At 61.4% G+C, this 22,537-nt stretch carries 16 protein-coding genes; 10 read left to right on the top strand and 6 right to left on the bottom strand.

Going from position 1 to position 22,537, the window contains the following annotated elements; translation table 11 throughout:
- Positions 1-75: 75 nt before the first annotated feature.
- The 7 genes from puuE to M5G11_RS17155 all read left to right on the top strand — a co-directional run bounded on the left by puuE (position 76) and on the right by M5G11_RS17155 (position 7,029).
- Positions 76-1,002 (top strand): allantoinase PuuE, encoded by a 927-nt coding sequence (gene puuE, locus M5G11_RS17185; RefSeq protein WP_273911755.1) that lies wholly within the window; start codon positions 76-78, stop codon positions 1,000-1,002.
- Positions 1,002-1,517: a 2-oxo-4-hydroxy-4-carboxy-5-ureidoimidazoline decarboxylase gene (gene uraD / locus M5G11_RS17180; protein WP_273911754.1), complete on the top strand. Its 516-nt coding sequence runs from the start codon at positions 1,002-1,004 to the stop codon at positions 1,515-1,517. The genes puuE and uraD overlap by 1 nt, the downstream gene beginning before the upstream one ends.
- Before the next feature lie 111 nt (positions 1,518-1,628).
- Positions 1,629-2,132, top strand: coding sequence for an ureidoglycolate lyase (locus tag M5G11_RS17175; protein WP_273911753.1), 504 nt, complete (start codon positions 1,629-1,631; stop codon positions 2,130-2,132).
- 50 nt (positions 2,133-2,182) lie between these two features.
- Positions 2,183-3,508 (top strand): urate hydroxylase PuuD, encoded by a 1,326-nt coding sequence (locus tag M5G11_RS17170; protein WP_273911752.1) that lies wholly within the window; start codon positions 2,183-2,185, stop codon positions 3,506-3,508.
- A gap of 93 nt (positions 3,509-3,601) precedes the next feature.
- Positions 3,602-4,957 (top strand): nucleobase:cation symporter-2 family protein, encoded by a 1,356-nt coding sequence (locus tag M5G11_RS17165; protein ID WP_273911751.1) that lies wholly within the window; start codon positions 3,602-3,604, stop codon positions 4,955-4,957.
- Positions 4,958-5,095: 138 nt separating this feature from the next.
- The gene (locus M5G11_RS17160; protein ID WP_273911750.1) at positions 5,096-5,881 is read left to right on the top strand and encodes an outer membrane protein OmpK; all 786 of its coding nucleotides are present in this window, start codon (positions 5,096-5,098) and stop codon (positions 5,879-5,881) included.
- A 362-nt stretch (positions 5,882-6,243) separates the two neighbouring features.
- Positions 6,244-7,029, top strand: a complete 786-nt coding sequence (locus tag M5G11_RS17155; protein WP_273911749.1) for an outer membrane protein OmpK — start codon at positions 6,244-6,246, stop codon at positions 7,027-7,029.
- Between the two features lie 100 nt (positions 7,030-7,129).
- On the opposite strand, the gene M5G11_RS17150 is transcribed toward M5G11_RS17155, so the two are convergent.
- Positions 7,130-7,441, bottom strand: coding sequence for a hypothetical protein (locus M5G11_RS17150; protein ID WP_273911748.1), 312 nt, complete (start codon positions 7,439-7,441; stop codon positions 7,130-7,132).
- 230 nt (positions 7,442-7,671) lie between these two features.
- Here M5G11_RS17150 and M5G11_RS17145 point away from each other — a divergent pair, with 230 nt between their 5' ends.
- Positions 7,672-9,618: an LTA synthase family protein gene (locus tag M5G11_RS17145; protein WP_273911747.1), complete on the top strand. Its 1,947-nt coding sequence runs from the start codon at positions 7,672-7,674 to the stop codon at positions 9,616-9,618.
- A gap of 12 nt (positions 9,619-9,630) precedes the next feature.
- On the opposite strand, the gene M5G11_RS17140 is transcribed toward M5G11_RS17145, so the two are convergent.
- The 4 genes from M5G11_RS17140 to M5G11_RS17125 all read right to left on the bottom strand — a co-directional run bounded on the left by M5G11_RS17140 (position 9,631) and on the right by M5G11_RS17125 (position 14,291).
- On the bottom strand, positions 9,631-9,948 hold the full coding sequence (locus tag M5G11_RS17140) for an isochorismate lyase (protein WP_273911746.1): 318 nt from the start codon (positions 9,946-9,948) through the stop codon (positions 9,631-9,633).
- 45 nt (positions 9,949-9,993) lie between these two features.
- Positions 9,994-11,220, bottom strand: coding sequence for a histidine decarboxylase (locus tag M5G11_RS17135; RefSeq protein ID WP_273911745.1), 1,227 nt, complete (start codon positions 11,218-11,220; stop codon positions 9,994-9,996).
- A 65-nt stretch (positions 11,221-11,285) separates the two neighbouring features.
- Positions 11,286-13,121, bottom strand: coding sequence for a (2,3-dihydroxybenzoyl)adenylate synthase (locus tag M5G11_RS17130; RefSeq protein ID WP_273911744.1), 1,836 nt, complete (start codon positions 13,119-13,121; stop codon positions 11,286-11,288).
- A 24-nt stretch (positions 13,122-13,145) separates the two neighbouring features.
- Positions 13,146-14,291, bottom strand: a complete 1,146-nt coding sequence (locus M5G11_RS17125; RefSeq protein WP_273911743.1) for an isochorismate synthase — start codon at positions 14,289-14,291, stop codon at positions 13,146-13,148.
- Between the two features lie 148 nt (positions 14,292-14,439).
- On the opposite strand from M5G11_RS17125, the gene M5G11_RS17120 reads away from it, so the two are divergent.
- The gene (locus M5G11_RS17120) at positions 14,440-18,774 is read left to right on the top strand and encodes an amino acid adenylation domain-containing protein (protein ID WP_273911742.1); all 4,335 of its coding nucleotides are present in this window, start codon (positions 14,440-14,442) and stop codon (positions 18,772-18,774) included.
- An 89-nt stretch (positions 18,775-18,863) separates the two neighbouring features.
- A complete protein-coding gene (gene basC / locus M5G11_RS17115; protein ID WP_273911741.1) occupies positions 18,864-20,183 on the top strand; it encodes a putative histamine N-monooxygenase in 1,320 nt (439 codons plus the stop codon).
- A 67-nt stretch (positions 20,184-20,250) separates the two neighbouring features.
- Here basC and M5G11_RS17110 read toward each other — a convergent pair whose 3' ends face one another.
- Positions 20,251-22,413 (bottom strand): condensation domain-containing protein, encoded by a 2,163-nt coding sequence (locus tag M5G11_RS17110; protein ID WP_273911740.1) that lies wholly within the window; start codon positions 22,411-22,413, stop codon positions 20,251-20,253.
- Between the last annotated feature and the right edge of the window lie 124 nt (positions 22,414-22,537).

Raw genomic sequence — 22,537 nt, 5'->3', positions numbered from 1 at the left:
CACCCTCATCAGTGTGGCCGACTGCCGACACGGCTCGCCACTCTCCCGTTTTCACGTACAAGAAGGAAGGCTGCAGTGAGCGCTGATTATCCTCGCGACCTGATCGGTTACGGCAATACCCCTCCCCATCCGCGCTGGCCGGGGAATGCCCGCATCGCTTTGTCTTTCGTGCTCAATTATGAGGAAGGTGGCGAGCGCAACATCCTCCACGGCGACAAGGAATCAGAAGCCTTCCTCTCGGAAATGGTCTCTGCCCAGCCGCTGCAAGGCGCACGCAACATGAGCATGGAATCGCTCTACGAGTACGGCAGCCGCGCTGGCGTCTGGCGTTTGCTCAAGCTGTTCAAGGACAGCGGCGTGCCCCTGACCGTCTTCGCCGTCGCCATGGCGGCCCAGCGTCACCCTGACGTGATCCGCAGCATGGTCGAAGCCGGCCACGAGATCTGCAGCCACGGCTACCGCTGGATCGACTACCAGTACATGGACGAGAACCAGGAACGCGAGCACATGCTCGAAGCCATCCGCATTCTCACCGAACTCACCGGCGAGCGTCCGCTGGGCTGGTACACCGGCCGTACCGGGCCGAACACCCGCCGCCTGGTGATGGAGGAAGGAGGCTTCCTCTATGACAGCGACACCTACGACGATGACCTGCCCTACTGGGAATCGAACAACCCGACCGACAAGCCGCACCTGGTGATCCCCTACACCCTGGACACCAACGACATGCGCTTTACCCAGGTCCAGGGTTTCAATTGCGGCGAGCAGTTCTTCCAGTACCTCAAGGACGCCTTCGACGTGCTGTATGCCGAAGGTGCCGAAGCGCCAAAAATGCTCTCGATCGGCCTGCATTGCCGCCTGATCGGCCGCCCGGCTCGCCTGGCCGCGCTCAAGCGCTTCATCGATTACGCCCAGAGCCACGACCAGGTCTGGTTCGCCCGGCGTGTGGACATTGCCCGTCACTGGCATGCCACCCACCCATATAAAGCCGAGAACGCATGATGACCGATTTCAAGACCCTGAAGCCTTCGACCCTGGACCGCGCAGCGTTCGTCGAAGCCTTCGCCGACATCTACGAGCACTCGCCGTGGGTTGCCGAAAAAGCCTACGACCTGGGCCAGCTGCATGAGCTGGACCAGATCGAAGCGCTGCACCAGCGCATGAGCGACATCCTGCTCAGCGCCGATCACGCCGCACAACTGGCGCTGATCAACGCTCACCCGGACCTCGCAGGCAAAGCTGCAGTCCAGGGCGAGTTGACCGAATCGAGCACCAACGAACAGGCCGGCGCCGGTATCCACCAGTGCACCGCCGAAGAATTTGCACGCTTCACCGAGCTGAACGATGCCTACAAGGCCAAGTTCCAGTTCCCGTTCATCATGGCGGTAAAAGGCAGCAACCGGCACCAGATCCTCGCCTCGTTCGAAAAGCGCATCCACAACGCGACTGACGTCGAGTTCAAGGAAGCGCTGGCGCAGATCAACCTGATTGCCCTGTTCCGCCTGCTGCAACTTTAAGGCCTGGCGTTTTGGCCACCTGGCCCGAGTACGGCTCGCGAGTGTACCCAGGGCCTGGTCGAAACCGGCCGTAGCGACAGTCCATACAACACAGAATAAAGAGAGATCCGCATGCGCACTTTAGTGATTGAGCCCTTGACCAAAGAAGCCTTCGCCGCTTTCGGTGATGTAATCGAAACCGACGGCAGCGACCACTTCATGATCAACAACGGTTCGACCATGCGCTTCCACAAGCTGGCCACGGTGCAAACCGCCCAGCCTGAGGACACGGCGATCATCAGCATCTTCCGCGCCGACGCGCAGGACATGCCCTTGACCGTCCGCATGCTGGAGCGCCATCCGCAGGGCAGCCAGGCTTTCATCCCGCTGCTCGGCAACCCCTTTCTGATCGTGGTCGCGCCGGTTGGCGATGCACCTGTATCAGGTTTGGTCCGTGCTTTTGTCAGCAATGGCAAGCAGGGCATTAATTACCATCGCGGCGTTTGGCACCACCCGGTGCTGACGATCGAAAAGCGGGATGACTTCCTGGTGGTTGATCGCAGTGGCACAGGCAACAACTGCGATGAGCATTTTTTCAATGAGGATGAGCAACTGATCCTCGCCCCCCACCAATAAGAGAAGACTGAGCACTCGGTAACAGGGTGCCAGAGCAAGAGGTAAAGACTGTGGAAGCACATCTGTTGGAATGGCTGAACCTGAGCGTGCGCTGGGTTCACATGATCACGGGCGTCGCATGGATTGGCGCATCGTTCTACTTTGTCTGGCTGGAAAACAACCTCAACCGGGTCAACCCGCGCGATGGCCTGGCCGGCGATCTCTGGGCGATTCACGGTGGCGGGATCTACCACCTGGAGAAGTACAAGCTTGCTCCGCCAAAAATGCCGGACAACCTGCACTGGTTCAAATGGGAAGCCTATTTCACCTGGATGTCGGGTATTGCCCTGCTGTGCCTGGTGTTCTACTGGAACCCGACGGTCTACCTGCTGGCCCCTGGCAGCACCCTGAGCGGCGCTGAAGGTATCGCCATCGGTGTCGGCTCGCTGATCGCCAGCTGGTTCATCTACGACTTCCTGTGCGACTCGCCATTGGGCAAGCGCCCTGGCCTGCTCGGCCTGGTGCTGTTCGTACTGGTGATTGCGGCATGCTTCGGCTTCACCCAGGTGTTCAGCGGCCGCGGTGCTTACCTGCACACCGGCGCGATCATCGGCACCATCATGGTCGGCAACGTGTTCCGGATCATCATGCCGGCCCAGCGTCAGCTGGTTGCCGCCATCGAGAAGAACGAATCGCCTGATCCCAAGCTGCCCGCCAAAGGCCTGCTGCGTTCGCGTCACAACAACTACTTCACCCTGCCGGTGCTGTTCATCATGATCAGCAACCACTTCCCGAGCACCTACGGTAGCCAGTACAACTGGCTGATCCTGGCCGGGATTGCAGTGGCTGCGGTATTGGTACGCCACTACTTCAACACCCGTCACGACAGCAACAAGTACGCCTGGACCCTGCCGGTTGGCGCCCTGGCGATGATCTGCCTGGCCTACGTCACCGGTCCAAAGCCAATGCCGACCGCGCCAGAGCAAGCCGCTGCAAAAGTCCAATACCAGCCGCTGCCGGAAACGGCGCTGGGTGGCAAGACCGCCGCAGAAAAAGCTGCCGAGAAAGCCGCTGCACCGGCTGAACCTGCGACCCCGGCCGAAGCGCCAGCCGCAGCCACCGCCAAGCTCGACGATGCCGGCTTCGACAAGATCCACAGCGTCATCCAGGAACGCTGCACCGTGTGCCACTCGGCCAAGCCGACCAGCCCGCTGTTCAGCGCCGCCCCTGCCGGCGTGATGCTCGACACCCCGCAACAGATCCAGCAACTGGCGCCGCGCATTCAGGCCCAGGCTGTTGCCAGCCAGATCATGCCACTGGGCAACATCACTCAGATGACCCAGCAAGAGCGTGAACTGATTGGTGCATGGATTGCCAAGGGCGCTCCAACCAATTGATCGACCCGGGTGGCCCGCAAGGGCCACCCAACGGCGTCTTGTCTAACGCCGCGCACATAAGACGAACAATAAAAACAAAACTCGAGGTGCTGCATGTCCGAGTCACGCAAGGCGTATATTCCCGTTGCGCCGCCACGACAGCCCCTGCCCATGCTCCAACTGATTCTGGTAGGCCTGCAACACGTGTTGCTGATGTACGGCGGTGCCATTGCGGTGCCACTGATCATCGGCCAGGCTGCCGGGCTCTCCCGTGAAGAAGTTGCGTTCCTGATCAATGCCGATCTGCTGGTCGCTGGTGTCGCCACCATGGTCCAGTCGTTCGGCATTGGTGCTGTAGGGATCCGCATGCCGGTGATGATGGGCGCCAGCTTTGCCGCCGTGGGCAGCATGGTCGCCATGGCCGGGATGCCCGGTGTCGGTCTGCAGGGGATTTTCGGTGCGACCATCGCCGCCGGTTTCTTCGGCATGATCATCGCCCCGTTCATGTCCAAGGTCGTGCGTTTCTTCCCGCCGCTGGTGACCGGTACGGTCATCACCTCGATTGGCCTGTCGCTGTTCCCGGTTGCCGTCAACTGGGCGGGCGGTGGCGCCGCCGCCAGTACCTTCGGCGAGCCGATCTACCTGATCGTGGCCGGCCTGGTCCTGGCTACCATCCTGCTGGTCAACCGCTTCATGCGCGGTTTCTGGGTCAATGTCTCGGTGCTGATCGGCATGGGCTTTGGCTACATCCTTGCCGGCTCCATCGGCATGGTCGATCTCTCCGGCCTCGATGAAGCCCCTTGGCTGCAAGTGGTCACCCCGCTGCACTTCGGCATGCCGACCTTCAGCCTCGCACCGATCCTGTCGATGTGCCTGGTCGTGGTGATCATCTTCGTCGAGTCCACCGGCATGTTCCTTGCCCTGGGCAAGGTCACCGACCGCGAAGTCACCCCTGGCATGCTGCGGCGCGGCCTGATGTGTGATGCCGGCGCCTCGTTCGTCGCAGGCTTCTTCAACACCTTCACCCATTCCTCGTTTGCCCAGAATATCGGCCTGGTGCAGATGACCGGCGTGCGCTGCCGCTATGTGACCGTGGTCGCGGGTGCATTCCTGATCCTGCTCAGCCTGCTGCCCAAGGCAGCCTTCCTGATTGCCTCGATCCCACCGGCAGTATTGGGCGGGGCTTCGATCGCGATGTTCGGCATGGTCGCCGCCACCGGGATCAAGATCCTCCAGGAAGCCGACATCGCCGACCGCCGCAACCAACTGATCGTCGCTGTCAGCGTCGGCATGGGGCTGATCCCTGTGGTGCGTCCCGAGTTCTTCGCGCAAATGCCGCAATGGATGGAACCGATTACCCACAGCGGCATTGCCATGGCAACCGTCGGCGCGCTGACCCTCAACCTGCTGTTCAACATCCTGGGTGGTGCTGAACGCGCCGTGCACAACGACGCTGCACACCAGCACTGAGTTATTGGGCGGCGCCTTGCCGCCCAGCTCCTTCACGCAGTACCGCAAGACCGTCGAGTTGTGGAATGAGCTCGTCCGGGGCGCGTTTGCGCCGAAAAAATCCGCTAGCGAACAATAACAATAGTCGGGAAGCACAACATGAAGCGCATCACCTCGTCCCTTTTGCTGGGCAGCAGCCTGCTGGCCACCGTTCCAGCCATGGCCTCGGATCTGCTGCTCTGGCAGACCAACAGCCTCACCTACCTGTACGGCACCAAGTTTGAGGTCAACCCTGCGATCCAGCAGACCGTGACCTTCGAGCATGCCGACAAGTGGAAGTACGGCGACAACTTCCTGTTCGTCGACAAGATCTTCTACAACGGTGGCCGGGACTTCAACAAAGGCACCAACACCTACTACAGCGAGATCAGCCCTCGCCTGTCGTTCGGCAAGATCTTCGACCGAAAATTCGAGTTTGGCCCGATCAAGGACGTGTTGCTGGCGATGACCTACGAGACCGGCGAAGGCGATACCGAAGCCTTCCTGATCGGCCCGGGCTTTGATCTTGCGATTCCCGGCTTCAACTATTTCACCCTGAACATCTACCAGCGCAACACCATTGGCAGCCGCCCTGGGGACCACGTCTGGCAGATCACCCCAGCGTTCTCCTACACCATCCCGGTAGGCCGCTCCGACATCCTCATCGACGGCTACATGGACTGGGTGGTCGACAACGACCAGTCCCGCCGTGGCACCTACCACGCCAACCTGCACTTCAACCCACAGGTCAAATACGACCTGGGCAAGGCCCTCAACTTCGGCGCCAAGCAGCTGTATGTGGGCTTTGAGTACAGCTACTGGAAAGACAAATACGGTATCGAAAACAGCGATCGTCTGGACACGCGCCAAAGCGTCGCCAGTGCCCTGGTCAAATTCCACTTCTGATTCCTGATCGAACGCACAGTTTTGGATTTACTTGCTCCAGGACGGAGCACTTGAGGGACAGCGCGCAAGCCAGTAATCTGCGCGCCCCCTCGATCAGGGCAGGACGGATCCTGCCTGCGTTTGCTGACCGCTCAGTCAATGAATTCGGGCGGTTGGCAAGCGTCACGCCAACCTGAAATACCCTTTTCATCTGTTCAGAAAGACGTCGAGCAGGACTGCTGTGAGCCATGCGGAAAGTTGGCCCGGCACTTGCCAATTTTTTGTGGCCAATCGAAAAAAGCTGACCCGCTGGACAACTTAACCCGTAAACGGCACCATTCCAGAGCGCCGAAAACAAAACCAATCAATGGAGCAACATTGCAATGCGCATAACCAACAGCCTGATGCTTGCCGGTGGTCTTCTCGCCGCCAGCACCGCCGCCATGGCAGGCGATCTGCTGCAATGGCAGAACAACAGCCTGACCTACCTGTACGGCAAGGACTTCACCGTCAACCCGTCGATCCAGCAGACCTTCACCTTCGAGCACGCCGATGGCTGGAAGTACGGTGACAACTTCCTGTTCGTCGACAAGATCTTCTACAACGGCAAGAAGGACTTCAACGCTGGCCCGAACACCTACTACGGTGAGTTCAGCCCGCGCCTGTCGTTCGGCAAGATCTTCGACCAGAAGATCGAGTTCGGCCCGATCAAGGACGTGCTGCTGGCCATGACCTACGAGTTTGGCGAGGGTGACAACGAGTCCTACCTGATCGGCCCTGGCTTCGACCTGGCCATCCCGGGCTTCGATTACTTCCAGTTGAACTTCTACCAGCGTCAGACCGAAGGCAACCGCCCGGGTGATGGCATCTGGCAGATCACCCCGGTCTGGTCCTACACCATTCCGGTGGGCAAGTCGGACATCCTGATCGACGGTTTCATGGACTGGGTCGTGGACAACGACGAGACCCGTCGCGGCACCTACCACTCCAACCTGCACTTCAACCCACAGATCAAGTACGACCTGGGTAAAGCGCTGAACTGGGGCGAGAAGCAACTGTACGTCGGTATCGAGTACGACTACTGGAAAGACAAGTACGGCATCGAAGATACCTCCAGCTTCGACACCGACCAGAACACGGCGAGCCTGTTGGTAAAAGTGCACTTCTGATGTGTCATTGGCCGTGCTTCGTGCTGAGGCACGGCCAATTAATAAATAACCTCAATAAATTTGCGAAATATCTTACACAGCGTTTCACAAAAACTAACACTCAACTCAAATGGACATGTTTGTAGAGCATCACCAACAAAGCAGCCGGTAACAGTATCCCCACCACTAGCAAACCGTACTCCACCACTTCGTGGCCATAGAACGCCCAGATATCCAGCATCAATATCCCCAGGCACACCACCACGGCGCAGATCGGCAACAGTATCCGCCCCAGCAGCGCCAGCCGCGCCAGCCGCGGTGCGAGGCGATGAGCCGCAAACAGCATCATCAGACACAACATTGCCCAGCTCACGATTGCAGCCAGGTAAATACTCAAATGATAAACATCGTACGCCATTGACTTGCCGAACACTGACAGCCTCCTTTTATTCGCCCCCCTGTACAGAGCGTCTTATTGGCAACGCCCCAGCATAGTCGTCTATTTCACACGGACACTGCATCCGGTTGACAATTTTTTCTCTTTTTGACTGATATTTTCCTCAGCCACTCCCTTTACTCATCTATAACTTAGCGCGCAGTACGTCTGTTTGCGCCTGCGTTATATGCCAGGGACACGGCATCAATACAAAAAAGGAAATCACAATGCGCACCCCTTCATCAGCACCGTGGCGTTATCTGGTGCTGTTGACCGCCACCTGGCTGGTCATCTTCCTGCTCACGCGCAGTACCTTGCTGTTTACCCATTTGAATGAAGCCGGGCATGCCTACCTCTCGGTGTTCGGCGTCGGCCTGATCTATGACCTGAGCTTCCTGGTGTATGCCGCGCTGCCGATCGGCCTGTACCTGCTGCTGTGCCCGCAGCGCTTGTGGCGTTCGCGCTTCAACCGCTGGCTGCTGCAGGGCGTGCTGGCCCTGAGCATTTTCGCCATGCTGTTCACTGCCGTAGCCGAATGGCTGTTCTGGGACGAGTTCGGGGTGCGCTTCAACTTCATCGCCGTGGATTACCTGGTGTACTCCGACGAGGTGCTGAACAACATTCTCGAGTCGTACCCGATCGGCCTGCTGCTGAGCATCCTGGCGGTGGTTGCGCTGTTCCTCTGCGTCGTTCTGCGCAAGCCGCTGGTGCAGGCACTCAACGCGCCCTTCCCGGCATTGCGTCAGCGCCTCGTGGGGTTGGTCGGTCTGTTGCTGGTGGCGGGCCTGTGCCTGCAGTTTGTCGACCAGGACAGCCCGCGCGGTCAAGGCGGCAACGCCTATCAGCGGGAATTGGCGAGCAATGGCCCGTACCAGTTCTTTGCTGCCTTCCGTAACAACGAGCTGGACTACACGCAGTTCTACAGCAGCCTGCCCGACGCCGAGACCTCGGCGCAGATACAGGGCGAGTTGAACGAACCCGATATTCGCTTCACCGGCAAGGAGCCCATGGATATTCGCCGCAGCGTGACCAGCACCACCCCGGCGCGTCAGCCGAACATCGTCCTGGTGACCATCGAAAGCCTCAGCGGCAAATACCTGGGCAGCAACGGCGACACGCGCAACCTCACGCCGAACCTCGACGTGCTGCGCAAGCAGAGCCTGTATTTCAATAATTTCTACGCCACCGGTACCCGCACCGACCGTGGCCTGGAGGCCATCACCCTGTCGATGCCGCCAACGCCTGGCCGCTCAATCGTCAAGCGCATCGGCCGGGAAAGCGGCTTCGCCAGCCTCGGCCAGCAACTGAGCGATGTCGGCTATGACAGCGTGTTCGTCTATGGCGGGCGCGGTTATTTCGACAACATGAATGCCTTCTTCAGCGGCAACGGTTACCGCGTGGTCGACCAGAGCAGCATCAAGGAGAGCGACATCAGCTTCAAGAACGCCTGGGGCATGTCCGACGAAGACCTGTACACCGAAACCCTGCGCCTGGCCGACACCGACCATGCCAACCAGGTGCCGTTCTTCCTGCAACTGATGACCACCTCCAACCACCGCCCCTACACCTACCCAGAGGGACGCATCGACATTCCCTCGGGCAACGGCCGTGACGGCGCGGTGAAGTACACCGACTACGCCATTGGCCGCTTCCTGGAACAGGCACGGGCCAAGCCGTGGTTCGACAATACGATCTTCATTTTCGTTGCCGACCACACCGCCGGTAGCGCGGGCAAGGAAGACCTGCCGGTGCAGAACTACCAGATCCCGTTGTTCATCTATGCACCCAAGTTGATCGAGGCCCGTGAAGTGTCGAAGCTGGCCAGCCAGATCGATCTCGCACCGACCCTGCTGGGCCTGTTGAACATGAGCTACACCTCGACCTTCTTTGGCCGTGACCTGATGCTCGAAGACACCCTGCCCCCACGCGTACTGATCGGCAACTACCAGCACCTGGGCCTGTTCGATGGCAAGGACCTGGCGATCCTCAGCCCGCGTGATGGCTTGCGCTTGCACAAGGATGCGCTGGGAGAAAGCCGCGAAGTCCCGGCCACCCGTGACGACCCGCTGATCAAGCGCGCCATCGCCTACTACCAGGCGGCCAGCCATGGCTTCAAGCAGCACCTGCTCGACTGGGTACCGGACAAGCCTCAGCGGGTGGTGCAGCAGGATTGAGCAGCGGCTGGATCAGGACGCCTCTTGATGAAGGGAACGCCAATGCTGAATCTGCTGCTGGATGTTCCAGTGAATGATCTGCGTAAATAATGTCTCGATGAAGTCGGGGTCAAACCCTGCTTCGGCGGCCCATTCAAGGCGTTCCTTCAACATCACCACGACCCGCTCCGGCGCCGGTATCGCCTGTTCGTTGGCTTTGAACTGCACTGCTGCCTTGACGTAGCCCAGGCGTTTTTCCAGCGCCTCGAAGATCTGTCGGTCGTAATGGTCGATGCCTGCACGAATATCATTCAGGCTCGTGCAGGCCTCTGGGGTTTTGAGTGGCGACATGTTGGTTTTCTCGAATCAGCAAAAATGAAAGTCAGCGGCATGCCGTCAGATGACGTCAAAACGCGCATTGGAAACCCGGACCTGCGCCGGCACCTGCGCGCCCCCCTCGCGCTGCTCATCACTCCCACGCTTGGCGCGCCAGGCGTGCGGCTCGGTTTCGGCGATCACTTCATCAATCAAGGCGTCGATGGTGCGATTGTCCTGATGATGCGGCGTGGTAATCAGGTGCGCCGTGTCGCCGGAGGTGGCCAGGCAATACTTCTTGGCAATCCGCGCCGACGGGCACGGAAACACCACGGTGATGGAGTTGTCGTTGCGCCAGGCCTGGATGCCGGCAGCCTGCAAACGGTCGACGGCATACTGCGCGGTGCTCAAGCTGTGCTTGATCCGTCGCCGCCATTGCGCCGCCGAATAGCTGCGCAGGGCTGCCCACATGATCATCGGCGTATGGCCGTTGCGCGAACCGCTGATGGTCTTGTCCTTGGCCGAGATGTAGTCGACCTCGACCGAAATGCGCTCAACGTTTTCGCGCTTGGCCACGACAATCCCGCAGGGGATTGGCGAACCAATCATCTTGTGCCCGGAGACACAGATCGAATCGATGCCATCGGCGAAGGTGAACGGCTGCGGCTTGTCGACAAACGGCAGGATCATCCCGCTCAGCGCCGCGTCGGCGTGCAGGTAATAGTCCTGGCGGGCGATACCGGCCTGCTGCAAGCGCTGTTGGATAGTCGCGATGTTGTCGATGGCGCCACGCATCGTGGTACCGATGTTGGCGAAAATGATCGGGTGGCGCTCCCCGTCCTCGGCAATTTTTGCGATCAGGTCGTCATAGTCGATTTCACCATTGGCCAACGACTCGACGGCACGGCACTTGATGCGCAGCAGCTTGACGATTTTCGCCACCGAGTAATGGGTGTCCTTCGAGTAATACAAGGTGCCGTCCGGGAACAGCTCGCGGCCCAGGTAGCAACCGAACATATTGCCCTCGGTGCCGCCGTTGGTGACGTAGCCCCAGCTGTCTTCAGGGTGGATGTCGAACAGCGTGGCGAAGTACGCCATGACGTCCTTCTCGAAATCGAAGGAGTTCAGCACGTAGTTGCTGTGCTCGCTCCAGTCCCCGCAATTGTTGATGGAGAAGCGCAGGAAGCGGTGCAATTGGGAGTAATCGAAGTCGGCATTTTCCGGGTAGCCAATATTGAAATACTGGTGTTTCAGGCAATGCTGCCAGAACGTGTCCAGCTGAATTTGATCGGCAGAAGACAAAGTCATATCTAACTCCATTTAAATTGACTTGGCGGGCCGCATCCAATGCTGGTGCGGCCCGCAGCAGTAAATCAGGCTGCTTGCTGACGCGACTCCACCAGCGACCACCAACGGGACAGGGTTGGCGAACTGGCCAGCTCTTCAAAGCTCACGGCGACGCGGCGTTCCTTAAGCTCGGCGGCCAGCTTCATCACGTGCAACGAATCGAGGCCGTAGAAAATCAGGTTCTCCTCCGGGTCGAGTTCTTCACCATCCTCGATCAATTGCAGCAAGCGCGTTTGCAGCCAGGCACGGGTGGTCTCCACCGCCAGCAGCTGACGCAGCTGCTTCTTGTCGATCTTGCCGACCGCCGTCAGGGGCATGCTCTCGATCAGCCGGATGCGGTCAGGCAGCTTGTACTCGGCGATGCCAAGCTCCAGCAGGTGACGGCGGAGTGCCGGGGCTTTGAGGTTCGGATTATGCGAGACCACGAACGCGCAGCTCTTCTCACCCAGGCTCTCGTCGGGCATGGCGACCAGGCCCGCGTGGGTGACATCGGGGTGCAGGACAATCAGGTTTTCAATCTCTTCCGAAGCGACTTTCTCGCCACCCCGGTTGATCTGGTCCTTGATCCGGCCGACCACCCGCAGATCACCCGTTGGGGTGAGCTGTACCAGGTCGCCGGAGTAGTAGTAACCGTCCTGGTCGAAGGCCTGGGCATTCTGCTCCGGGCTCTTGTAGTAGCCGCAGAAGGTGTACGGGCCACGCGTGGCGAGCATGCCGGCCTCGCCGACCGGCACGGGCTCGCCGTGTTCATCGACGATCTTGATTTCGTCCGCCGGGCTGATCGGGCGACCCTGGGTGGTGAAGACCTGCTCGTCGCTGTCATCCAGGCGGGTGTAGTTGATCAGCCCCTCGGCCATGCCGAATACCTGCTGCAACTGGCAGCCAAGTACCCCCGGCACCTGACGCGCCAGCGAGTCGGCAAACACTGCGCCTCCTACCTGCAGGTACTCCAATGATTGCAGTTGCTCGCGGTGCTGCGGAGCCGCCTGCAGCCACAAGGCGACGGCGCTTGGCACCAGGGCCACGGTATTGATTGCGTGGCGTTGGATCAGCTCGAAGCAGCTCATTGGCTCCGGGCTGGCCGCCATGACCACGCAACCACCGGCATGCATCACGCCCAGTGCGCCCGGCGAGCTGAGCAGGAAGTTGTGCGCGGCCGGCACGGCGCAGAGGAAGCGGGTGCGCGCGGTGAGCTGGCAGACTTCGGCGCAGGTGCGAGCGTTGTAGTGGTAGTCGTTGTGGGTACGCGGGATGAGTTTTGGCGTGCCGGTACTGCCGCCGGAAAGCTGGAACAACGCCACCTGATCGGCGCCGGTGGGGGCATAGTGGACAGGCTGGCTACTCGGCTGTTCGATCCACTGCGCCAGGTTGTTGTCGGCGTGTGCCTCGCCCATCAGCAAGGTGATTTGCGGGTGCGCGCCCACCTGGGCAAAGGTTTCCAGGTAGCCATCATCACGAAACACTTCATGTTCACGCGAGGCGATCACCAGCTTGGGCACGATTTGCTTGGCGTAGGCCGTCAGCTCCAGCTTGCGATGGCTGTAGAGCGCATTGAGCGGCGCGATGCCAGCCTTGAGTAAGGCAAACAGCACGATGTAGAACTCGGCCACGTTGGGCAACTGCACCAGCGCCGCATCGCCCTGGCCTAGCCCGCGTTCGGCCAGGCGCGAGGCCAGGTTGGACGACAGTTGTTCGAGCGCAGCATAGGTGAAACGCCGCTCCCCACAAATGATCGCCAGCGCATCAGGCTGTGCCTGGCTGCGTGCGTGGAGGATCTGGGTCAGCGGCTGGTCGATCCAGTAGCCGTGGTCGCGATAGCGCTGGGCCCGCTCTGCGGGCCAGTGAGTAAATTCTAGAGTCATGGTTTCACACGTCGAAGGGTTGGATTAAGCCTGCAGCCCGCAGGCCCGCAGCATGGTGCCGAGCTTGGTCTGGACTTCTGCCCATTCGGAATCGGGCTGCGAGGCCTCAACGATGCCGGCACCAGCGAACAGGCGGACGCGATTGCGCTTGACCGTGCCGCAACGGATGGTCACTACCCACTCGCCATTGCCCTGGGCATCGCACCACCCGACCATGCCGGTGAACAGGCCGCGCTCGGACGGTTCGACAAAGCGGATCAACCGCCGCGCCCGCTCGGTCGGGAAGCCGCACACCGCCGGGGTCGGGTGCAGACGGCAGGCCAGCTGCAAGGCCGACACCGTCGCATCGGACAATGTGCCCTCGATGCGCGTGGAAAGATGCCAAAGCGCAGGGGTGCTGATCAGTGAAGGGCGCTGTGGAACGTCCAGTTGGGTGCACAGTTCGCCAACGCGGGCGGCAATGTCCTGGGTGACAAAAGCATGCTCGTAGTGATCCTTTTCCGAAGCGGCCAGCCACTCGGCATTACGCCGGTCGTCCTGGGCATCGGCCATGCGCTTGGCCGAGCCGGCCAGCGGATTGGAGACAAAGTTCAGACCGTCCTTGCGCACCAGCAACTCGGGGCTAACGCCCAGCAAGGTGGCGCCATCGGCCATTGGCACACGGAAGTGATAGCCGCCCTGGTTCTGCGCCCGCAAGTTGCGCTGCATGACATCGACATCGACGTCCTGCGCAAACACCAGCTCACGTTGCACTGACAGCACCGCCTTGCGCACATCGCTAAGGCGGAAATTGACGATGGCGTGTTCTACCGAGCGCTTGAAGGCGTGTTCATCCGGAATATTGTGCTGTTCGAGCAAGCTTGGCAGGGCGTCATCGTTACCCGCCGCAGTGGCGCAACGCGCCCGCCATTCAGCGTGTTCGGGGATATAGAGGCAGGAGGCCTCGGCAGGATCGAACGGGATCGCACCAACGATAATCGGGTTGCTCTGCCCGGCCTTGCGGGCACGTTCAAAGGCCTGTTCGATGGTCTTCTGAAACAGGCTGTCAGCGTCAGCACCGCCAATGGCAGGGGTTTCGACGCGTTGCAGGGCACCGCTTGCGATTAACTCTCGATCCCCCGAGGTAAATGAAAAAATCCCTTTTTGATTAAACACTTGTACTTCGTCCATGTCCTTTTCCCTAAGGATTACCGCACTCATTTTGTAGTGAGCCTCCATGCTTGCTCGAGAAAATTTAGAGTGTGAATCTTAATCATTATCGTTTCTAATAGGGGACTCCAATATTTGGAACTTGTCAATCAAGCGAGACGATTGAGCCATGAGAGAGTTAACTTCAATGCAAGCTGCCTGTTGGATCGGGCGCACTGCTCATGCGGATCTAGGGAAGGTTTCAGCTCATCTGTACGCTGAGTTCGATGGCCATGCCATCGACCTGGAACGACTGCGCAAGGCCCTTGAAAAGGTTTGCATGCTTCACCCGATGTTGCGCCTGCGACTGAGCCCCGAAGGGCTGCAAAGCGTGGTCTCGATGGACCAGTCACCGACGCTGGAAGTCGATGATCTGCGCCAGCTGCCCGCTGCGCAGGTGACCGAACATTTGCTGCACAAGCGTGATCAGTGGACGCATCAGCAACTGGATTTGCGCCACTGTTCCGGCGCCCGCTTCAGTGTCAGCCTGCTGGCGGATGAGCAGTTCCGCCTGCACGTCGATACCGACATGATCGCCATCGACCCTTCAAGCTTCCGGCCGCTGATGGAAGACCTGGCGGCGTGCTACGAAGCACCCGATGCACCCATGCCGGCCACGCCGACCTTCTTTGAATGGTGGGACCGCGCACGTGCCGACAGCGCACTGAAAACCGCGCAAGAACGCGACCGGCGCTGGTGGCGTGAGCGTCTTGAACACATCGCCCCAGCCCCCACCCTGCCCTATCTGGTTGAGCAACCCGCGCAAGCCCGCAGCCATCGCCTGCACACCTGGCTCGGCGCCGAGCAACGCCAGGCATTGCAGCGCCTGGCCCGCGACCGCAGGGTTACCCTGTCGAACCTGGTGCTCGGGCTGTTTGCCTCGGTGCTGGGCGCGCAGACCGGCGATCGTCGCTTGCGTCTCAATGTCCCAAGCTTCTGGCGTCAACCACTGGTGGCAGATGTGCAGCGCAGCGTCGGCGAATTTGCCAATGTGCTGATACTCGACGTGGATGCCGAAGCTGCTGAAAACCCCGCGGCAATGTGCCGGCAACTGGCGGCGAAAATGCTTGAACTGCTGGAGCACAGCGCCTATCCAGGGGTCAACCTGATGCGCGACCTGTCGCGTCACCATGGCTCGCCACAGCTGGCACCGGTGGTGTTTACCGCCGCGCTGGACATGCCCGGCGGGGAGCTGTTTTCCGAGCGGGTAAAACGGGCTTTCGGGCCGTTGAACTGGGTGATTTCGCAAGGGCCGCAGGTTGCCCTGGATGCGCAGATTGCCTGCGCCGATGGCGGCATCCTGATCAATTGGGACATTCGCCTCGACGCGTTGCCACTGGCCTGGGTAACTCAACTGTTCGAGCGTTTCGTGACGCTGGTACGCGCAGTGGCCGAACACCCCGCCACCCTCGACCAGCCCCTGGCACGCCCCGCTGGCGAGCAGCCCCTGAATACGCTGCAACAGGCCTACCTGCTAGGGCGCAGCGCGCAGATGCCACTGGGGGGTGTGGCCATGCAGGAGTTTCGCGAGTACCGCGGCCAGCTGGACATCACCCAGTTGCGCAGCCGCCTGACTGCAATGGTGCGCCGCCACCCGAGCCTGCGCACACACATCGACGCACACCGGCTGGTGCAGTACGTCAGTGACCAGGTGCAGGTGAACCTGGATGAAATCGACCTCTCCAACCTGCCTATAGAAGAGGCGCTGCGCGACATCGAGGCGCGCCGTGAAGTCTATGCGCATGGGATTTTCGAGCTGGATCGCAGCCCGTGGAATGTCACGGTGTTCCACCTTGGGCAGGCGCAATCAGTGGTGTTCGTCCGTCTGGATGCGTTGATTCTGGATGGACGTTCAATCGCCGCCCTGCTGCTGGAGCTGTTCACCGGCAGCGAAAGTGAAACGCAGGCGAGCGAAGCCGATACAGCGCCGACTGACTTGGCCCAGCAACGCAAGGCCGACGCCGCTTACTGGAGCGCCAAGCTGGCCGCTGTGACCGGCGCACCACGCTTGCCCTGGACTATCCCGCTAGAGCAGGTCGGCGCGTCCCGCTATGAGCGCCAACGCCTGCTGGTGCCCAAGCAAACTTTCGCGGCGCTGTGCAAGGTGGGCGCACACCAGCGCCTGTTCAAGAACTCGGCGTTGATGGCGGTGGTGCTGGAGGTGCTCTCGCACTGGGTGCACGAGGGCGATCTGTGTGTCGCCGTGCCTGTCGCAGCGCAAACCAGTGCCGCGTTTGCCAACCGTTCCAGCTTTATCGCGGTCAACTGGGCAACGGCTGGCGACACCTTCGCGCAGCGCGCCGCCGCGCTGCAGGTGGATGTCATGGAAGGCCTGCAACACCTGGCGTATTCCGGCGTCGACCTGGCGCGCCAGTTGTTCGAGACCCACGGCCCCGGCCCGATATTGCCGGTGGTGATCACCAACGGTTTCTCCTGGCCGGTCACCCCTGCAGACAGCCCATTGCACTGGCATGACGGCCTGACCCAGACGCCACAAGTGGCCATGGACATCCGCTTCTCGGCCAACGCCGAAGGCGCGCTGCTGCTCGAAATCGACTACGCCCGCGAGGTACTGGCCCCGGCATTGATCAGCGATATCCTGCGGGCGCTGGACAAAGCGATCCAGCAGATTGCCGCCAGTGGCACCCTGGCCCTCGACGCCCCGGCGATCATCGACACAAGTCACTACTGCCTCAACAGCCCCGCCAATGAGGCGTGTCGCGAAGGCTTCCTCGGGCGCATCGCGAACAATATCTTCAACCCCGACAACCACAAGGTCGCATTGATCAGCGGTGAGCGGCACATCAGCTATGCCGAGCTTGGCCACAACGTGGCCAGGCTCATCGCAGCACTGAAAGCCCGCGGGTTTGGGCCGGGGCACGTGGTCGCCATCTGCCTGCCGCGCAGCCCGGAACACACCCTGCTGACCCTGGCCTGTGCCTTGAGCGGCGTGATCTGGGTACCCATCGACGCTTCGGCACCCGAGGAGCGGCGAGCGTACCTGCTGGAAAACTGCCGCCCCGACCTGGTGGTGCTCGCCGAGCTGGAACCCATCGAGCACCCGGCGGCGACCTGCGCGATGCTGCTCGCCGAGCCTGCCAGTGCACCACCCACCCTGACCGACCTGTCGCTGAGCGACGCCCCGGCCTATTACCTGTACACCTCCGGCACCACCGGCAAGCCGAAGTGCGTAGTGCTGAGCAACCGCGCCACCGCCAACGTCATCGGCAGCACCTTGAAGCACTGGGGTGTCAGCGAGCAAGACGTGTTCATCTCGGTCACCCCGCTGCACCACGACATGTCGGTGTTCGACATTCTCGGCAGCCTGACGGCGGGCGCGACACTGGTCCTCCCCGGCCCCGGCGAGGAAAAGGACGCGCTGCGCTGGAACCAGCTGATTGCCCAGCATCAGGTCACCCTGTGGTGCTCGGTGCCGGCGATCCTGGAGATGCTCATCGCCTGCCGTGGCAACCACACGCTGCACAGCGTGCGCCTGATTGCCCAAGGCGGCGACTACATCAAGCCGGCAACCATTGCCGAGTTGCGTGCATTGCTGCCACAGGCCCGGCTGATTTCCCTCGGCGGACCGACCGAGACCACCATCTGGAGCATCTGGCACGAGATCGGCGACGCTGACCGCGCGCAAGTGCCCTACGGCCAGCCATTGCCCGGCAATCGCTACCTTGTGCTCGATGCACAGGGCGAGCATTGCCCAGCCGGTGTGGTGGGCCGCATTCACACCGCCGGGGTCAACCTGGCGCTGGGTTACCTGCAGGACGGTGCGCTGCAACAAAGTGATTTCGTCACTGTCAACGACGAGCATGGCGAGACGGTCCGCGCGTTCCGCACTGGTGATTGCGGGCGCTATCGCCAGGACGGCACGCTGCTGTTCGACAGCCGGGTCAACGGCTATGTGAAGGTACGCGGCGTGCGCGTGTCGTTGCCGGATATCGAAATGGCCCTGAGCAATCACCCCTCGCTGCGCCAGGTGCTGGTGGTTGATTACGGCGATGCACGCCAAGGCGAAGTCAGCCTCGGTGCGCTGTACGTCAGCGCCGCGAATGCCGCCGAGCCGAGCATGGCCGAACTACGCACCTACGCGCGCCGCCATCTGCCGCAATCGCATGTGCCCACCCGGCTGCTCTGCGTGACCGAACTGCCCCTGTCGCAAAACGGCAAGGCGGATCGTCAGCGCGCACGCAGCCTGCTCAGCGCGCCAGTGGCGGACACGCCCCCGGCGACCAACAAGGTGCTGGCCATCTACCTGAACGTGCTGGGTCGCCCGGCGCACGAAGGTGCCAACACAGCGCTGGACTTCATCAGCCTGGGCCTGCGCCCGCAGCACCTGAAAGCCATTTCGGCGCAGGTGCAGGAACAGTTCGCCGTCGCCCTGTCACCCGGGCAACTGCTGCGCTGCCGCAATGCCCAGGAGGTTGAACAGCTGCTTGCGGCGGTCAGCGCATGAGCCCACGAACAGCATCGCTTTGAATCGAGCGCGGCGCCTGTACGGGCGACCGCGACACCCAAACTGCAAGACCTAAGGAGTTGGATCGGATGAAGGATATTCCCGCTGTAGACATCGTCGGCGTTGGCATTGGCCCGTTCAATCTGGGCTTGGCCGCGCTGCTTGCCGCGCACACCGAAGTGCGCGGCATTTTCCTTGAGCGCAAGACGGAATTTCGCTGGCATGAGGGGCTGCTCCTGCCCGGCACCACGCTGCAGGTGCCCTTCCTCGCCGACCTGGTGACGATGGCCGACCCCACCCACCCGCTGAGCTACTTGAACTACCTGCATCAGCACGATCGCCTGTACCCGTTCTACTACTACGACAACTTCCAGGTACCGCGCCGCGAATACGATCACTACTGCCGCTGGGCTTCACAGCAATTGGCGGCCTGTCATTTCGGCGAAGAAGTCTGCGATGTCCGCTACGACGCCAGCGCCGGGCGCTTCCTGATCGAAAGCCAGTCGCTGTCGGGCTTCAAGCGCCAGTACCACAGCCAGCACCTGGCCGTCGGTGTCGGCACCACCCCGCTGCTGCCGCGTTGGGCCCAGGTAAAAAGCGCAGCACCGATCATGCACTCGGCCGAGTTCGGCAAGCGCCAGGCGCAGTTGGCGCAGTGCCAACAGGTCACGGTGATCGGGTCCGGGCAGAGTGCTGCGGAGTGCGTGCTGGCGTTGTTCAATGAGCTGACCCCGGAGCGGGTTGCCGCAGGCGCATCGATTCGCTGGATCACCCGCTCGCCGGGCTTCCACCCGATGGAGTATTCCAAGCTTGGCCAGGAATGCTTTACCCCGGCCTACATGGAGTACTTCCACAGCATCCCGCGCGAACGCCGCCGCGACATCGTTGCCGGCCAGGGGCTGCTGTACAAAGGCATCAGCTTCTCGACGATTGGCGACATCTTCGACCTGATCTACGAGCGCTCGATTGGCGGCGCCGACCCAGGCCTGACGTTGTTGTCCAACTGTGAAATCGAGCAGGTCGAGGACATCGACGGGCGTCTGCGCATGACCTATCGGCACCGCGAACTGGGCCAGAGCAGCACCCTGGAGGCAGATGCAATCGTGGCGGCGACGGGCTATGGGCATGCCTGGCCGCAGTGGTTTGAACGGCTCAAGGGCAGCGTGCTGGCAACTGATGAACAGGGTGACTGCATCGTGCAGGAGGACTTCACCGCGCGTCGCTGTGATGACGGCGCCGGGCAGGTATTCATTCAAAATGCCGAGATCTTCCAGCATGGCGTCGGCTCGCCGGACCTGGGCATCGCCCCGGTGCGCAATGCGACGATTGCCAATCAGTTGCTGGGCCGCCCGCACTACCGCCTGCCCAAGCGTTCGGCGTTTCAGCGCTACGGCATGCACGAAGCTTGAAATGAGCGGTAGCTGAACGAGCACCGATAGCGGCCGGCCTGAAGACAATCAGGCCGGCTTGGCGGCTTTACGTACGTATGTGCTCCACCACCACACCCGCCGCATCGTCGCTGACGAACAGGGCAAGCACCTGTTCGATGGCGCTGCGTACCTGCGCCATCTGCTCGGTGCTGTAGCGGTCGGTGCGGTGGGTGACCACCAGGCGCAACGCGCGCTTGCCCTCGATCATGTTTTCCATGATCTCGAACTGGATGCCGAACATCGACTGGTTCTTGTCCGGGTCGATCTGCCGGTAGCGGATGCTGCCCGTCTCAGGCGTACTCAATGCGCCATTCAGGGCGTTATTGGCGTGGATCTGGATATACACATCGAACAGCAGGCCGTCCGCTGCCGTCATGCCCAGCGCCTGCTGGATCTGCTCCATCGGCACGTCGGCATAGGCCATGGAGTCGTTGATCAGGCGGCTGACCTGCTCGATCAGCGCCCCCACCGCCTGTTGCGGATCGAACTGCACGCGGTGCGCAACCATGGTGGTGAAGTAGCCGACCGTGTCGTAGTACGCCGGGTCAGTGCGTCCGGAGGCCGAGGTGCCGATCACCAGGTCGTGCAGGCCGCCGACCTTGTGCAGGGCCAGGGCAATGGCGGTGTACACCACGCCAAACAGCGACGCATTGTTCTGCCGGGCGAAGCCGTAGAGGTTGTCGGTGAGCGCCTGGTCGGGCTTGATCTCGAACCACTGTGCACGGGTCGACGACTCGGCAGCCGGCACGCTCGGCTCATGCGCTGCGGCTGGCAGGGTCAGGCCACGGCTGGCGTCGCGCAACATGTCGGTCCAGTAGGCCAAGTGCTGCGGGTTGATTCCAGTGGCCTGGGCCTGCACGGCGTAGGCGTGGAATGAGCGCGCCGGGGTGGCCCAGGCCGGCGCCTGGTCGGCTGCACGCATCCGGTAGGCGTGGGCCAGCTCTTCCATCATGACGTTGAGCGACCATTCATCGATGGCCATGTGGTGCACCAGCAACGACAAGGTCTGCCGCTGGCGCTGCGCGTCGTACAGGAAGCGCACGCGCAGCGGCAGCTCGCGGGACAGGTCGAACTGATGGCTGGCTTCGCTGGCCAGGCTCGCGCCGTGGCTGGCCTGGCTCGACCAGAACCACTTGTACTGCGCCAACTGCGTGACCGGGACAATCTGCTGATATGCCTCGTCCGCGTCGAAGTGGAAGGTGGTGCGCAGGCTGGCGTGGCGCTTGAGCAGGTCGCAGAAGGCCTGTTCGAACAGCACCTCATCGACCTGGTCGAGGAATTCCATGGCAAACGGCAGGTTGAAGATGGTGCCGAATTCAAAAGCCGCATAGGCGCGACCCAGTGACGCCTGGGCAAGCGCGAACGGTGCCTTCTGCACCTCTGCGCCCTGCTGGGCGCAGACGGATTCAACGGGTTGGCCGAGCACCTGTGCACGCGCCGCCAGTGCTGCAGCTGACGAGGCGCTGAAGAAGTCGTTGAAACGTACTTCAATGCCATGATTGCCCGATAGCTTGCCGATGATCCGCGTGGCCAGCAGCGAGTGCCCGCCAAAATCGAAGAAATCATCGGTCGACGTCATGTTGGGCGCGGCCAGGGCCGTGCGAAATTCGTTGAGGATCACGGCGGCAATGGCGCTGCTGTCGGCTGCCCCTTCGGTGCTCACAACCGTCGCTACCGCCGCGTCGGCCGCTTGGCGCTGCAACCAGGGCAGGTGTGGCGCGCCGACCGGGCGCCCGGCATAGGCATCCATGACCATCCGGTACAGGTCGTCTTCGCGGCAGGTCTGGTCCAGCACCTGATGCAGCACGAATGCCAGGATCAGGTCGTGTTCGCTGTGGATGATCAGTGCGGCCGACGGCGCCTGGCACTCTGCATCCCAGGGCTGCACCTGCTGCGCCAGCAACTGTTTGCTGGCATCGCCATCGTCACGCGCGCGCAACACGGCAACACAGGCCTGCCAATCAGTGCTGAAGGTCTTGCGCAAGTCACCGCCGTCATCGAACTGATAGCGGGCGTTGAGTGCTGGCAGCGAGGCGACGAGCGTTTGCAGGGCCCTTTCGAGCCTGGCCGGATCGGTATCGGCCGCGAGGCGCCAGGCGCTGAAATGCTTGAGGACTTGTTCGGGGTATTGCTGTTGCACGAGCCAGACCTGCTCTTCGTGCGGCGTTACAGAGAGTGGCGACGCCTTCCCTGGGTTGAGTTCCATCATGGAGATTTCCCACCTTAACAAACTGAATAGTAAGAAGTAGAGACGGCATCGGATGCCGACAGACCCATCCTCGGTCTGGAGATAAAACGCGGATTTCTTGAACGCTGGCAGGAGGCCCAGCAAG

Source organism: Pseudomonas fontis, from assembly GCF_028656955.1.
GTDB lineage: Bacteria > Pseudomonadota > Gammaproteobacteria > Pseudomonadales > Pseudomonadaceae > Aquipseudomonas > Aquipseudomonas fontis.
This window is presented reverse-complemented; position numbering and strand designations above follow the sequence as displayed.

Excerpts from the sequence above, each read along its gene's own strand:
- M5G11_RS17165 (WP_273911751.1), top strand. The coding sequence starts at position 3,602 with ATGTCCGAGTCACGCAAGGCGTATATTCCCGTTGCGCCGCCACGACAG.
- uraD (WP_273911754.1), top strand. The coding sequence starts at position 1,002 with ATGACCGATTTCAAGACCCTGAAGCCTTCGACCCTGGACCGCGCAGCG.
- M5G11_RS17160 (WP_273911750.1), top strand. The coding sequence starts at position 5,096 with ATGAAGCGCATCACCTCGTCCCTTTTGCTGGGCAGCAGCCTGCTGGCC.
- M5G11_RS17120 (WP_273911742.1), top strand. The coding sequence starts at position 14,440 with ATGAGAGAGTTAACTTCAATGCAAGCTGCCTGTTGGATCGGGCGCACT.
- M5G11_RS17135 (WP_273911745.1), bottom strand. The coding sequence starts at position 11,220 with ATGACTTTGTCTTCTGCCGATCAAATTCAGCTGGACACGTTCTGGCAG.
- M5G11_RS17130 (WP_273911744.1), bottom strand. The coding sequence starts at position 13,121 with ATGACTCTAGAATTTACTCACTGGCCCGCAGAGCGGGCCCAGCGCTAT.
- M5G11_RS17110 (WP_273911740.1), bottom strand. The coding sequence starts at position 22,413 with ATGATGGAACTCAACCCAGGGAAGGCGTCGCCACTCTCTGTAACGCCG.
- M5G11_RS17125 (WP_273911743.1), bottom strand. The coding sequence starts at position 14,291 with ATGGACGAAGTACAAGTGTTTAATCAAAAAGGGATTTTTTCATTTACC.
- basC (WP_273911741.1), top strand. The coding sequence starts at position 18,864 with ATGAAGGATATTCCCGCTGTAGACATCGTCGGCGTTGGCATTGGCCCG.
- M5G11_RS17155 (WP_273911749.1), top strand. The coding sequence starts at position 6,244 with ATGCGCATAACCAACAGCCTGATGCTTGCCGGTGGTCTTCTCGCCGCC.
- M5G11_RS17175 (WP_273911753.1), top strand. The coding sequence starts at position 1,629 with ATGCGCACTTTAGTGATTGAGCCCTTGACCAAAGAAGCCTTCGCCGCT.
- M5G11_RS17140 (WP_273911746.1), bottom strand. The coding sequence starts at position 9,948 with ATGTCGCCACTCAAAACCCCAGAGGCCTGCACGAGCCTGAATGATATT.
- M5G11_RS17145 (WP_273911747.1), top strand. The coding sequence starts at position 7,672 with ATGCGCACCCCTTCATCAGCACCGTGGCGTTATCTGGTGCTGTTGACC.